The sequence below is a fragment of the Negadavirga shengliensis genome (assembly GCF_042652345.1).
GTDB classification, from domain to species: Bacteria; Bacteroidota; Bacteroidia; order Cytophagales; family Cyclobacteriaceae; genus Negadavirga; species Negadavirga shengliensis.
Window position 1 is genome coordinate 39,574 of record NZ_JBHSJJ010000015.1, and the last position, 14,062, is coordinate 53,635.

Genomic DNA, 14,062 nt, shown 5'->3' on the forward strand with positions numbered 1-14,062 from the left:
GTCTTATTTGATTTTATAATTTTTCCGGCTTTACTCGGATTTCATTTCCATACCCACTAAGGCAAGGTTTACAGACTCTTCTGCGTTTAATGGCCTCGTCACTATATACAGATCCTGTAATTTATCATACGAATTCCGTTCAAGCGCCATCGACAAGGGTTTGAAAATAATTTCCTCTCCTTTGCCTTTCATTTCATTGGCCCTAAGAATCACCTGGCCAATCCTTTTTCCGTCAGGGTTGTTCAGCCTGGCCTCTAGTTCATATCCATAATCCATCGCTCTCTGGGATGCGGCCACCAGATCTATCGAAGCGATTTGATTCAGGTCAATATTCTTTAGAATGAAGTGGCCTTCTCCGGTTGGGGCTAACATAATGTCATTGCCTTCCACATTGAAAGTATTATACCCTTCCATAGCGTCCACTTGGCCAAAATCCACTTTGCTGTTTCTGAGATAGACGGATGTAGTTGTGCTCAGGGGTTTGATGTTTTCTCCGCCCCTATCTGTAAAGCTGGCTGAAAGGATCAATACACCGTTATCAGACATCTGCTTGCCCAGAGTTGGTTTTATTTGGCCGGCTGTTGGCAGCGAGGCTTCCCGGTTATCCGTTTCAGCCAGAGACAATATCCAGGCCACTATTTTCCTCGCATCTCCCTGTTTCAGATCCGGATTGGCGGGCATGGTGGTTTCTCCCCAAACGCCTGACCCTCCTTTTATGATTTTATTGATGAGATGGTCAGCGCCGCGGGAATTCCCTTTATATTTTTTGGCCACTTCCTGGTAAGCCGGGCCCACTGACGCCTCATCAAGGTTATGGCAAGTCTTACAGGTAAGGGATTCCATGATACTTTTTCCAGCCATGGCATCAGTCATTACCTGGTGCCCAAGTGAAGCCTCCGCTTTGTCAAAACCTTCTATGTAATCCGCGGTGACATACAACGATGAAAGATCATCCCCAGCCGTCGGGTCATCCTCATCCCTGACTTTTACTTCATAAGCGACTTGCTTCCCCGGAAAGTAAAAGGTACGGTTACCCTGAATGTCAATCGTTACTTCAGGAGCGATATTACCCGCATAAACCTCCACGGGCCGGCTTACTGCCGTGAGCTTTTCGGGATCACTTACTTGTAACGTAATACCGTAATCGCCAACCGATTGGTAAGTGTATGTCAACCTCGGTTCCTTGGTTTCTACAATTTCACCATTGCCCATATCCCATGCATATTGCAATGGATCATTCTCCGGATCCCTTACATCTGCCTCCAGGTTTATTTCAAAGGGCAGGCCCCCTGAGCTTTTGTCCACACGTACACCAGCAATTACCGGCGCCCTGTTACCCGGGTTGAACTCAATCACAGACAACGTCGCGTCGGGGTTGGCGGTGAACCAGCCATTTCCATATTCCAGCAAATACAATTTGCCATCAGGCCCCAATTCCAGATCGATAAGGGCATTGTGTTTCACCTCTTCCATGAAAGGCTCCATTTTTAAATAATTGCCCTCTTCATCCATGGTCACCGCCTTAATCCAGCCTCTGATCCATTCATAAATAAAGAGCTTGCCATCATAATACTCCGGTAATCCCCCGCCGTTGGGATATAGATCTGAATAATATACCGGTCCCGCCATAGCATTTCTTCCGCCGGTACCCACTTGAGGAAACTCGGGAGAGTTGTCATAGGGATACCATATAAAGGCAGGCTGGGCGGGAGGCAATTCCTTCAGGCCGGTATTGTTCCTTGAGAGATTTACGGGTTTGGCTGGGTCGAACTGTATCCCGCTTTTCCCTTTGTCAAAATCATAGGCATTATAGGGATAATTGTCTCCTACGAAGAAAGGCCAACCAAAAAAACCTGCTTCTTTGGCTTGATTTACCTCATCATAACCTTTAGGCCCTCTTATTCCCAAGCTGTCACCCCTGGCATCCGGTCCCACTTCACCCCAGTACACATATCCGGTTTTCTGGTCCACTGCGATGCGGTAAGGGTTCCTGTTACCCTGCACATATATTTCCGGACGCGCTCCTTCTGTTCCCGGCGGATAGAGGTTTCCTTCAGGGATGTCATAGCTCCCGTCCTCATTTACCTTGATCCGGATAATTTTGCCCCGCAGATCATTTGTATTGCCTGAGGATCTGGAGGCGTCATACTGCTCAAAACCCGGCCTTTCATCCAAAGGCGCATATCCCAGCAAAGTATGCGGCTGATTCGGTTGGTTAAACGGAGTGGAATTATCGCCGGTGGACAGGTAAAGCAGTCCATCTTTATCAAATGCTATGGAACCCCCTGTATGACAACAAATATCTCTTTGGGAATAAAATTCCAAAATGATCTGTTCGGAACCCATATCCCATTGGTCATTTTCAAATTTAAACCTGGAAAGTCTGTTCACAGATCCTTCTTTTGGACTGTAAAAAGCATAAACCCAATGATTGTTTTCGAAATCAGGGTCGGCTTTAAGTCCCATTAATCCCTCTTCTGCATTTACCCTTGGCACATCGGTCTTCCAGTAAACATCCAACAGTCCTACCTGGTTAACTGTAGAATCACCATGTTTATACAGGAGGATTTCTCCCCGCCGCTGCGCGACAAGAATATCAAGATTGGGTAAAATGGTCATTTCCGTGGGTTCAACAAATTCCCCCATCACCATGACCCTCTTTTCAAACCTGTCCGCATCAGGCACTCTTTTGGTCTTTGCTTTTTTGTAATCCAATTTCCGGTTTTTCCCTATCGCATACCGGATGCCTTCAAGCAGGTGTTTCAAAAAAAGCTCCTCAGAAAATGATTCTTTGGTATGGCCTCCGCCCGTATAAAAAGCCCGTCCACCGTCATACTCATGGTACCAGGCGATAGGGTGATATCCCATGTCCTCTCCCCCCTGGTAACTGTTTTCATCCAAGGTAATAAGGACCTTCACGTCCTCATTGAAATCCTTGTAGCTGTACCACTCATCTTTTCTTCCCCACCGATCGGGCAAAAAGGAAGTACTGTTGTGGTCTTTATCCACCACATCCAACTCACCCTCCTGAACATTGGGATGAGGATCTTTGATACCGGGGTGGTCAGAAAAATAGGCGCCGGTCATTTTTCCATACCACGCCCAATCATATTCTGTATCCGCGGCTGCATGGATTCCTACAAAACCCCCACCCGCCTGAATGTACCTTTCAAAGTCGGCCTCCTGATAATGATTCAGCACGTTCCCCGTAGTACTCAGAAAAACCACGGCGCTGTATTCCTGAAGAATTTCATCCGTGAACATGGCCGAATTGGTGGTAGTATCTACCTCAAACCCGTTTTCCTCACCCAGTTTCACGAGGGCCTTGATGCCATCCGGAATGGATTCATGATAAAATCCTTCCGTTTTACTGAAAACCAATATCTTGGGAGTCCCGGAGCGGGTATTACACGCTCCAAAAATGATTATACAAAACAAAAGGGTCAATAAACCCTTGCCCATATTCCATGCACTCATACTTAATTTGATAATTTTGCGCCAATATAAAGATTATCTTTTTTTTGACATGTACTTTCAAGTAATTCTTGTGCTATTTAATTAAAAATCAGAAAGAGAAATCAATAATTCATCAACTGTAATACCTGGGTGTTTTTGAAAAAATAGTAGACAAAAAAAAGATTAAGGGCAGTGGCTGAAATCCTGTTCATCCACATGGTCATGGTATAATTTATATATTTCCCGGAATTCTTTCTGACCAACAAAAACCAGATGAAGAAATAAAAAACCACCGGAAGCATCGCAGCCAGGAATGTCCAGAATGCCCAGTCCTGGTTCTTTCCCATAAAGTACCATACAAATGCCAATCCCGAAAATAAAAACCAAGCTGCGGAAAAAGCAAAAGTACCCTTAATACCCAAACGCAGGCTCAGCGTAATATCCCCTCTTCTGCTGTCTTCCTCATGTTGGTAAACCTGCGTCAAAGGATACGAGCCCAGTAAAAGGGAAGTAGTCAACAAGCCTGGAATGTATACTCCGGGTCTGAGAAACACCTCCCACCCAAAATCACTTAATCCAGCATAAGTCATCGCAAAAGTAAAATATCCCTGAAATGCCCCTGCGGTCAACCAGCTAAGATAGGGGTATTTCTTTAGGCGAATCGAGGGGTGACTGTAGGCCATAGAGACAAGGCCATACACGCCGGCCATGGTGCAGAAGGCAAAATTTACCATCAAGGCTGTTCCGAGTGCCAATAAGAAAAACACCAGAGAGAGGTAATAAAGCCCTCCAGTCACCCTGGGCGGATGTTTCAACCCCCCGATACTGCCTTCATCCTTATCAAAATAACTATTGTACCCATTGCTGGAAGGATACAAAAACAAATGAAGCACCACCCACACCCATACAATACGCTCCGCATCAATATTCGGAGCAAGCGCCAGCGCAAACCAGAAAACCGGCATCAGATAATACGAAAAGGTGATCCGGAGGTGTTTCCAGCTGGAACTTTTAAACATATTTTTCAAGGATAACTTTTCTGGAAAGGAACGGTTTTTTACTTATCTTGAATGTACAACAATTTTTAACCAAAATAAAAACGGATGCAAAGCCATATCGTCAGTATAGGCCTGGCCAACCCCGGAGCTCCAATCCCTCAGGAAAAAATCTGCAGGTTCATGCAAATGGCCCATGGCTTGAACGCCTCCGACAGCCGGAAATTAAACTTCATTTACAAACTCTCTGAAATAAATTCCCGCCACAGCGCTTTAGAGGATTTTCGACACCAGGATCCGGCACAGTTTGCTTTTTTTCCTAAAAACATGGCCCTGGAACCATTTCCGGGAACAAAAAAAAGAATGTCCATATTCCAGAAAGTTGCGCCAAGTTTAGGCATCTCCGCGATATCGGAATGCCTGGACAAATCCGGTGTCAGTCCCGGGCAAATCACCCATCTTATTCTGGTTTCCTGCACAGGCATGTATGCCCCTGGTGTAGAAATGGACATTATTCAAAAAATGGGATTCAAAAGCACCATAGAAAGATATGCCATCCATTTCATGGGTTGCTATGCGGCTTTCAACGCCATCAAGTTAGCTGACAGAATTTGCAAAAGTGAACCCAAAGCCAAGGTTTTGATACTTTCTGTGGAGCTATGCACCATTCATTTTCAAAAGGACTACAATGAGGACAACATGATAGCCAATGCCATTTTTGGGGATGGGGCCGCGGCCATCCTCGTCACCCATTCGAATGAAGGGATTAAAATCAAAGGTTATGAAAGTGACATTCTGAATGAAGGGGAGCCGGATATGGCCTGGCACATCGGCGATTACGGATTTGAAATGAAACTTAGTAAATATGTACCGGAGCTACTGGACAAAGGCGTTAAATTACTGAAAGAAAAAATGGAAAGTAAATTCAATCTATCCACTATCAAAAACTTCGCGATCCACCCCGGGGGTACCCAGATACTGAAAAAAGTGGAAGTGGCCTTTGGCATTGACCGATGTCAAAATATCCATGCCCATGAGGTATTGAGAAGGTTTGGTAATATGTCTTCGGCTTCGATTCTGTTCGTGCTCTCAGCCCTGATGGATGACGCCTCTCTGAAGGGAGATGTACTGGCCATGGGATTCGGTCCGGGGCTTTCCATGGAGACACTTTTGATAGAGAAAATATGAAACGGCTCCGCCAAAGAAGTACGGATAAAGAAATGATGGACGATCTCCTTTGTGAAGGTGAAGTGCTTTTACAAACGCTCAAGGAACTGAAAATCATCAACAAACTCCTGGGAGGCAATAGAGTCACCACAACAGGCTTGCATAGGCTCTTAACGGGGCCGAACATCACTTGGCCGGTTACTGTAGCTGATTTGGGCTGCGGAGGAGGGGATATGATCAAAGTAATGGCCAAATGGGCAGATAAAAAAAGATATCCGTTGGAGTTTATAGCTGTAGACGCCAACCCCAATGTCATCATGCTGGCAAAGGAAAACCTCTCTGGACAATCCTCAAACATTCATTTCCACGTAGGCAATGTTTTCGAGCCGGATTTTATTCAGAACAATGTCGACATCATTACCTGCACGCTGTTCACCCATCATTTCACCGATGAAGAATTGCGTTTGTTATTCAAAAATTTCAAACAAAAAGCTAAATTAGGGATTCTTATAAATGATTTGCACAGACATCCGCTGGCTTATTACAGCATAAAGACCCTGACCACGCTGTTTTCCAAGTCGGAGATGGTGAAAAATGATGCGCCTGTTTCCGTAGCACGAAGTTTTTCCAAAAAAGATTGGGAAACGATACTTTTGGGTGCAGGTATAAAAAACTTTACCATTTCATGGCACTGGGCCTTCAGATGGCAGGTTATTTGTTGGGTGTAAACCCTTTTTATTTGTGAATTCAATAAATTTCTTCTAAAATTTAACACTATGGATTTAGATGCCAGTACAATTGAAAGCCTCGTTGATGGGGCTGTCGCGTTTTCTTTGATCGCCATACCTAAAGTCTTATTGGCTGTTCTCTTCTATTTTATAGGCCGGTACATCATTAATTTTGCATTGAAAACTACAAACAAGCTGTTTGTCAATTACGAAATTGAACCCTCCCTGGCAAGTTTTCTGAGTAGTTTCTTAAAGGGAGTATTGTACCTATTGCTCATACTGGCTGTTTTATCCACTTTAGGGGTTGAAGTAACCGCATTTATTGCCGTATTGGGTGCTGCCGGCCTGGCCGTTGGTCTGGCACTCCAAGGGTCGCTGGCCAACTTTGCCGGCGGGGTTTTGATTCTCATCTTCAAACCTTTTAAAGTGGGGGATACGATAGAAGCCCAGGGCACCCTGGGTTCGGTGGAGGCCATTGCTATTTTGTATACCACCGTAAGGAATTTTGACAACAAAGTGGTGACCATACCCAATGGCGCATTGGCCAATAACAGTATCACTAATTTTTCGCTCAAGCCAACCCGAAGGGTGGAAATGAGTGTGGGGGTAGCCTATGGTACTGACTTGAAAAAAGCCCGGCAAGTAATTCTTGAAACACTCAAAAAAGATGAGCGCATACATGAAGATCCTGCCCCGGTGGTGTTATTTACAAACTTCGGTGACAACTCCCTGGACCTGAGTGTAAGGTGCTGGGCAGATACTTCAAACTTATGGCCTGTGTTTTGGGATAACATGGAAGCGATAAAAGAAGCTTTTGAGGCCAATGATATCGGGATCCCCTTCCCTCAAAGAGATGTGCATCACTTCTTCCCTAATGGAATTCCTGAAATGAAAAAATTGCCTAAATAGGCGAAAATCATAATGGATAAAAAAATGCCGGGGCCTCCGACACTACCAAGTTCGAGAGGCCCCGGGCAAACCCTACATTAAAAAATAACCAACTACCAAAACTGAACCTAACAAATCGGTTCATTCTTCACAATCATGGCCAATTCATAAAACAAATCCCACTCATGACCGAATGGATAGGAATTGCCCATAATTTCATCATCCGCACCTACCTATTTTTATCATCCTGGAATCAGATTGACATGAAGTCAATTGATGAATACAATATCCTCTTTTTAATTATCTTACTATCTGCATACGAAATGTAATACGCCTAAAATAATATTCCCAATAAAATGACAATTTTTTATCAAAAAAATAGAACAAAACATAATTAACCTTCCAAAAAACAAAAAATAACATTTGTACTCAGTTAAATCACGAAATAAGTTTTATAAATAATTAAAAACGTTGTTCAACCCATTGACTTAAAAAATAATCCAATATGATCGCAAAATAGTCCATTTATAGCAATTCTTTCTGTTCAGATAGGCCAACTGTCTGTAAATGAATCGCCTTTCATCAGAGCTGCCATCTCCCGGTCCGTCAACATACATTTTTCCAGCTCATATACTATCTTTTTAGGCTGCATTCCCCGTCCTATCAGCACAAGTTCATTCACTCGATCCCCAAAAACCTTGTCCCACTTTTGTTCTATAAGGTCCTTGTTTTCTATATAAGAAGCGAATTTTATACGTCTCGCAAATGGCATACTCGCCCACCAGACACCGGCCGCTTCGGCTTTTAGGGAGCCACCGGCTTGGGACCAGGAAATGGCCACATCAAATCTTGACGCAAGATAAAAAAGCCCCTTGCTCCTGATAATGTCAGCTGGCCAGCTATGTTGGATATAGTTCCAGAACCGGTCAGGATGAAATGGCCTTCTATCTTTAAACACAAATGAAGTGATCCCATACGTTTCGGTTTCAGGCGTATGCTCTTTTTCCAATTCTTCCTGCCATGCCGTCGTTTCAGATGCATCTTCCAAACTGAACAAGCCTGTACCGATGATCTCATCTGGCGCGACTGACCCATAGGTGGTGGATATGACTTTGGCCTTCGGGTTAAGTTTGCCGACTATTGCTTTTAACTCCCCAAGCTGAGTAGGGACACCATATCGGATTTATTGATGACAATGACATTGGCAAACTCCAATTGATCAGTAAGCAGGTTGACAATGGCCCTCTGGTCTTCCCTGTCGTGATTGAGTGCACGGTCAAATACCGTATCACCACTTCCGAAGTCCTTAAAGAAATTATAGGCATCGACTACCGTGACCAAAGTATCCAACCTACTGAAACGGGAAAGGTTTATTCCGTTTGCCTCATCCATAAAACTAAAAGTCTGCGCCACTGGCAATGGCTCAGAGATTCCCGAACTTTCAATCAATAAATAATCAAACCGGTTTTCCAAAGCCAGTCTTTCTACCTCTACTATCAGGTCCTCCCTAAGGGTGCAGCAGATACAGCCGTTGCTCATTTCCACCAGGGTTTCCTCTGTTCTCGAAAGCGTGTTGCCTTTTTTAATAAGCTGGGCATCAACATTTACTTCACTCATGTCATTGACAATGACAGCTACCCTCAAGCCTTCCTTATTATGGAGTATGTGATTGAGCAAAGTCGTTTTACCGGCTCCCAAAAAACCGCTTAAAACGGTCACTGGCAATTTCCTAACAGGTTCAGGGTATAATCCGCGCATCTCTGATTATAAAGTTTAATTCATCTACATCGTCTTCATTGAGTTCCAATATCCCTTTTACCGATACTATTTCATCGGTTTTCAGTCTTCTCCCGGGTTTTTCCTTCAGGTAAACAACCGCCACGCTTTCAGGTCCAGCCCCGCCGCAGAAAAAACATTCTACCATTGGATATTTAGAAAGGACAACCATCTTTGAAGTACCCACATCGATGGGAATATAGAAGCCGGACAGCTCCACTTCCTTCCCTTCCCAGGCACGGAGTTCGTCCGGAAAAGCCGGATACAAAAAATACATTGCGTATTCCCTGTTCAGTTTTTCCACAAACCGGGTTTTGGAAAACAAGGCCCATAGATCCGGGTTGGGTGCAGCAATCCATGACGCCGCTATGGTAACCATTGCAAAAAGCCATCGCTTGAAACCTCTTCTCATCATTGCTTTCATGAAAAGACTCCGGTTTCCCGGAGTCTTAGTTGTCAACCAATTTTATTCTATAAAGAAGAAAAAACTGATGGGCCAAAGTTAATAACAAATTCAGTTAACTGCAACAATGTTGCAATTAATTGAATAACTGTTTTTGCTTGTGGGAGATTCATTTGACAAATGGAGGGGAAATTATCCTTATCTTTAACCGTTTTATTCCTAATCACAAAAGACAACGGATGATGTCTCTTAAAGCAGGAATAAAAAGCGTTCAAAGGCCTCAATAGGGATTGGAGCCCTTGCGTTTGATCATCAACACCGAATACCGAACATTAAAAATCCCGTAAAACAGCAGAGACGGGTCCGGGTGAAAACAGATTTTATGGATATGGATATAAATTTTGACTTTTCTGATCCTGCAAGAGCACTGGCAAAAACCAAAAGGAGAATTGTCCTGCTATCCTTGGGCAGGTTAGCCCTTTTTTTGTCCCTGATTGCCATTACAGCGGTGGGGCTCGCCGAATACAACCGGTTGCTTCTCCTGTTCATCCCGTTAAGTTTTATGTTCGTTTACCTCATCCTGCGTTTCAATGAACAGAAAGACCGGGAGGCTTTTATTTTAGCCATTGCCAAAATAAAAGCCGATAAAAAGAAACGGCTAAAAAGGGAATTGGCGTCATTTGATCCGGGACAGGAATTTTCCAGCAAAAGCCATCCTTATGCAAACGACTTGGATCTTTTCGGGGAGCATTCGCTCTTTCAGTTGATCAACCACACGGTCAGCAAAGGGGGAAAGGAAAAACTCGCTTCATGGATGCTTTCCTTGATGGACAAGCACTCGGCACGGCAACGGAACCTTGCTATAACGGAGTTGAGCAAGAAAGAATATTTTTTGCTTACCTATGAGGCAATAGGGCAGGCATTCTTAAAAGAAGAAAAACCAAAGGAAAAATTCTACCGTTGGCTAAATGCCCCCGGTTCGTGGAAAAAAGCCTTTTGGGTTCCGATGATAGGGGGCCCTTTTGCAGGCACTTTTCTGCTGTTCGGTGTTTTGTTTGGATATCTCCCCTTCTATTACCTCAGTTTTTTCATTCTAGTCGGACTATTGGTATTGGGACTTGTGTTCAGGCCACTTCTGGCGGCGGTCAAAGCAATGCCAAATGATGGGGATCTGAAAACCTATAAATACTGGGCCCAGCTTTTGGAAAACATATCGTTTTCAAATGACAGCTTGATCGCTCTCCAAGCCCCGATCAAAAACGACAACTTCAAGTCATCGGAAGCGCTCAAAACACTGCAACAAAAAAGTTTTGTTGTCCAAAACCGGATGAACCTGATGTACCTCATTTTTAACTTACTGTTTTGGACGGATTTCATCATTTTATACCGGTTGGAAAAATGGAAGGCCAAGTACGGTTACAGGGTACAGCAATGGAAAGAAGTGTATGAGGAATGGGAAGCCATGACATCCCTGGCTTCATTTACGGATGAGGAAAAGCTTCATTGTGAAGTCGAGTGGTTGGAGAAAGCGGTCCTATCCTTCCAAACACTCAAACACCCGCTGATCGCCCCCGAGAAGTGCGTTGGAAATGATTTTGACCTGCCGGAAGACAAAAAGACCATCCTGCTTACCGGCTCAAATATGTCGGGAAAAACAACATTTATGAGAACCATTGGGATCAATTTGGTCCTGACCGGTATGGGCCTTAGTCCCATGGCTACCCGCTTCTCTACTGGGGAATTTCATCTTTACACCAGTATGCGGAACATCGACAGCCTGGGTGAAAGCGTGAGCTCGTTTTATGCTGAGTTGGCAAGGATAAAGGGGCTCCTCAAATTGGCTTCTCAGGATAAGCCGGTATTTTTTTTATTGGATGAAATCCTTAAAGGTACCAATACCCGTGATAGGATAATGGGCAGTGAAGCGCTTATACGGCAATTGTCGGAAACTCCTGCCAAAGGAATTATTTCTACCCATGATATTGAACTCAGTGAACTTGAAAACACCCTTCCAACTCTTGTTAATTACAGTTTCCATCACAAAATAGAGGAAAACGAAATCCATTTTGATTACAAACTCAAAAGTGGGGCGTGTCCTGATTTTAATGCTCAAAAACTTATGGAGCTCATGGGGATCAGGCTGTTATAAATGCTATGCAATTTTTTTGGCACCAAAATTGGGGTTATTTGGTAAAATTGATAACCACTAAACTAACCTATTATGAGCTCTCTGTTATATTTGATTGCAATCATCCTGGTTATAGGATGGATTTTTGGCGCATTTGTCTATAGTGTAGGTGGACTGATTCACATACTATTGGTCTTGGCCGTTATTGCCGTATTGTTCAGATTAATAGGCGGCAGGTCGATTTAGTAAATACTTAATACTTTCATATATAAACAAAAGCCATCCGTGATCACGGATGGCTTTATTTATGAACCGGGGGAGTTGACGGTTGAATTATGACGTAATTGGTCCTTATTCATTTTTTCTCGTTAATTTTGGCCTGTGTAAATTAAAATAGCTATTGACTACAGTGCAAAACGATTATCAGAATAAAACCCTGGGTATATTGGGGGGAGGCCAACTGGGAAGGATGCTGATCCAAGCTGCCATCAATCACAATGTGGATATACACGTACTGGACCCTGATCCGGAAGCGCCCTGCAAACACCTCAGCAGCCGGTTCGTAAAGGGGGACCTAAAAGATTTTGATACGGTCTACCAGTTCGGAAAATCCTGTGATGTCATTTCCATTGAAATCGAGCACGTCAACACCGATGCGCTGCGTTTACTGGAGACAGAGGGCAAGAAAGTTTATCCCCAACCCCATATCATTGAGCTGATCCAGGACAAAAGGAAGCAAAAACAGTTTTACCGGGATCATGGGATTCCCACATCCGAATTTATTCTCACGGAAAACAGGTCCGATGTATCCATTCACGCAGGTTTTTTACCGGCTGTCAACAAATTGGGCAGGGAAGGATATGATGGCAGAGGCGTACAACTGCTCAAAAAGGCAGAGGATTTGGAAAAAGCTTTTGATGCGCCGGGCCTCCTGGAGAAATTCATCGATTTTGAAAAAGAATTGGCTGTGATTGTAGCCAGAAATGAGCGGGGGGAACTCAAAACCTTCGCTCCGGTGGAATGTGCCTTCCATCCGGAACATAACCTGGTGGAATTCCTGTTTTCTCCGGCGGAAATTTCAGACTTCCTTTCCCAACAAGCCCAAAACATAGCCGTTGATGTCATCCAGAAACTGGGAATGGTCGGTTTGCTGGCAGTGGAGCTGTTCGTCACTAAAGAAGGGGAGGTGCTTGTCAATGAAATCGCTCCCCGCCCACACAACAGCGGTCATCATACCATAGAGGCCAACTTTACGTCTCAGTTTGATCAACATCTCAGGGCCGTCTTGAACATGCCACTGGGTAACACAGCAGTACGGTCCCCGGCAGCCATGGTCAATCTCCTGGGCGAAGCCGGTTATACCGGGGAAGCTTTGGTGGAGGGGTTGGATGATGCCTTGGCAGAAAAAGGGGTTTATGTCCACCTTTATGGCAAAAAAATAACCAAACCCTTCCGCAAAATGGGGCATGTGACTATTTTAGAAGAAGATATAGCAACACTCAAAAAGAGGGCACAAAAAATCAAAGATTCCATTAAAATAAAGGCATGAGCAAAACACAAGTAGGCATCATCATGGGCAGCAAGTCAGACCTTCCCATCATGTCAGAAGCTGCGGAAATCCTGGATCAGCTGGGCGTAGGTTATGAATTGACCATTGTTTCGGCGCACAGAACCCCTCTGAGGATGATCTCCTATGCTGAAAAAGCAAAAGAAAGAGGTATCAAAGTCATCATTGCGGGAGCGGGAGGCGCGGCCCACCTTCCCGGTATGGTCGCCTCTCTTACTACCCTACCTGTTATTGGGGTGCCGGTTAAATCCTCCAACTCCATCGATGGTTGGGACAGTGTCTTATCCATCCTGCAAATGCCATCGGGAATTCCCGTGGCCACGGTAGCCCTCAACGGGGCAAAAAATGCCGGAATACTTGCTGCCTCTATTGTGGGGGCATATGAGTCTTCCGTGGGGGTCAATCTGGCTGCTTTCAAAAACAGCCTTAAAGAAAAGGTAGAGGAAACCGCAAAAGAAGTGGAGGAAAAGGGCTGGAAGGAAGTGCTTGGCAAATAAAGCCGTAAATGACGGTGGAATTTTTGCCCGCGGCAGCCATCCCCCGTCTCCGGCTTATGGAATATGCTGATCAAAAAGGCAGAATATCCCCCTCATTTTCCTCTGAAAAAGAAGTGACATCCGGCACGGGACTTCCTTTTTCAGACGCTTGGGGAGAAGCTCCCGACTTGGCCACCTTCCAAACTTTCACGTCCGTATACCATCTGCCATTGAATTCGCGGCTCTCAATCTCTATGCTGGCGGTAACATCCTCTCCTTCCTGCATAGCAAACTGGTCTATCTTATCCCCCCATACGGTCAAGCAAACTTTTTTGGGGTATTGTCCGGTGGTTTCAAGTATATAATCTCTTTTCTTCCACACCCCATTTCTGCCATTACCCGATTGTTCCGGAAGTGCCTGTATGATTTTTCCTGAAATTTCCATGATAATTGGTTTGGTTAAAAAGCGAAGGTAGCC

At 44.5% G+C, this 14,062-nt stretch carries 11 protein-coding genes and 1 pseudogene; 7 read left to right on the forward strand and 5 right to left on the reverse strand.

Annotated features, from left to right (window positions below; translation table 11 throughout):
* Positions 1-30: 30 nt before the first annotated feature.
* Both ACFPFU_RS20305 and ACFPFU_RS20310 read right to left on the reverse strand, forming a co-directional pair.
* On the reverse strand, positions 31-3,477 hold the full coding sequence (locus tag ACFPFU_RS20305; RefSeq protein ID WP_377067548.1) for a ThuA domain-containing protein: 3,447 nt from the start codon (positions 3,475-3,477) through the stop codon (positions 31-33).
* A gap of 101 nt (positions 3,478-3,578) precedes the next feature.
* Entirely contained in the window at positions 3,579-4,475 is an 897-nt protein-coding gene (locus ACFPFU_RS20310; protein ID WP_377067550.1) for a UbiA family prenyltransferase, read from the reverse strand.
* 84 nt (positions 4,476-4,559) lie between these two features.
* On the opposite strand from ACFPFU_RS20310, the gene ACFPFU_RS20315 reads away from it, so the two are divergent.
* The 3 genes from ACFPFU_RS20315 to ACFPFU_RS20325 are packed head-to-tail and all read left to right on the forward strand — an operon-like array spanning position 4,560 to position 7,255.
* The gene (locus ACFPFU_RS20315) at positions 4,560-5,639 is read left to right on the forward strand and encodes a type III polyketide synthase (protein WP_377067552.1); all 1,080 of its coding nucleotides are present in this window, start codon (positions 4,560-4,562) and stop codon (positions 5,637-5,639) included.
* The gene (locus ACFPFU_RS20320; RefSeq protein ID WP_377067554.1) at positions 5,636-6,346 is read left to right on the forward strand and encodes a methyltransferase domain-containing protein; all 711 of its coding nucleotides are present in this window, start codon (positions 5,636-5,638) and stop codon (positions 6,344-6,346) included. The genes ACFPFU_RS20315 and ACFPFU_RS20320 overlap by 4 nt, the downstream gene beginning before the upstream one ends.
* A gap of 48 nt (positions 6,347-6,394) precedes the next feature.
* Entirely contained in the window at positions 6,395-7,255 is an 861-nt protein-coding gene (locus tag ACFPFU_RS20325) for a mechanosensitive ion channel family protein (protein ID WP_377067556.1), read from the forward strand.
* A gap of 523 nt (positions 7,256-7,778) precedes the next feature.
* Here ACFPFU_RS20325 and ACFPFU_RS20330 read toward each other — a convergent pair.
* Positions 7,779-8,992 (reverse strand): annotated as a pseudogene (locus ACFPFU_RS20330) (GTP-binding protein).
* Positions 8,973-9,434 (reverse strand): hypothetical protein, encoded by a 462-nt coding sequence (locus tag ACFPFU_RS20335; protein WP_377067558.1) that lies wholly within the window; start codon positions 9,432-9,434, stop codon positions 8,973-8,975. The pseudogene ACFPFU_RS20330 and the gene ACFPFU_RS20335 overlap by 20 nt, the downstream one beginning before the upstream one ends.
* A gap of 367 nt (positions 9,435-9,801) precedes the next feature.
* Between ACFPFU_RS20335 and ACFPFU_RS20340 the strand changes: the two genes are divergently transcribed.
* The 4 genes from ACFPFU_RS20340 (at position 9,802) to purE (ending at position 13,605) form a co-directional block, all read left to right on the forward strand.
* Positions 9,802-11,562: a MutS-related protein gene (locus tag ACFPFU_RS20340; RefSeq protein WP_377067560.1), complete on the forward strand. Its 1,761-nt coding sequence runs from the start codon at positions 9,802-9,804 to the stop codon at positions 11,560-11,562.
* 72 nt (positions 11,563-11,634) lie between these two features.
* Positions 11,635-11,787, forward strand: a complete 153-nt coding sequence (locus ACFPFU_RS20345; protein WP_377067562.1) for a lmo0937 family membrane protein — start codon at positions 11,635-11,637, stop codon at positions 11,785-11,787.
* A 163-nt stretch (positions 11,788-11,950) separates the two neighbouring features.
* Positions 11,951-13,090 carry a 5-(carboxyamino)imidazole ribonucleotide synthase gene (locus tag ACFPFU_RS20350; RefSeq protein WP_377067739.1) on the forward strand — a complete coding sequence of 380 codons (1,140 nt, stop codon included), beginning with the start codon at positions 11,951-11,953 and terminating at the stop codon, positions 13,088-13,090.
* Positions 13,087-13,605, forward strand: coding sequence for a 5-(carboxyamino)imidazole ribonucleotide mutase (gene purE / locus ACFPFU_RS20355; RefSeq protein ID WP_377067564.1), 519 nt, complete (start codon positions 13,087-13,089; stop codon positions 13,603-13,605). The genes ACFPFU_RS20350 and purE overlap by 4 nt, the downstream gene beginning before the upstream one ends.
* Positions 13,606-13,675: 70 nt before the next feature.
* On the opposite strand, the gene ACFPFU_RS20360 is transcribed toward purE, so the two are convergent.
* A complete protein-coding gene (locus ACFPFU_RS20360) occupies positions 13,676-14,029 on the reverse strand; it encodes a DUF3127 domain-containing protein (RefSeq protein WP_377067566.1) in 354 nt (117 codons plus the stop codon).
* Between the last annotated feature and the right edge of the window lie 33 nt (positions 14,030-14,062).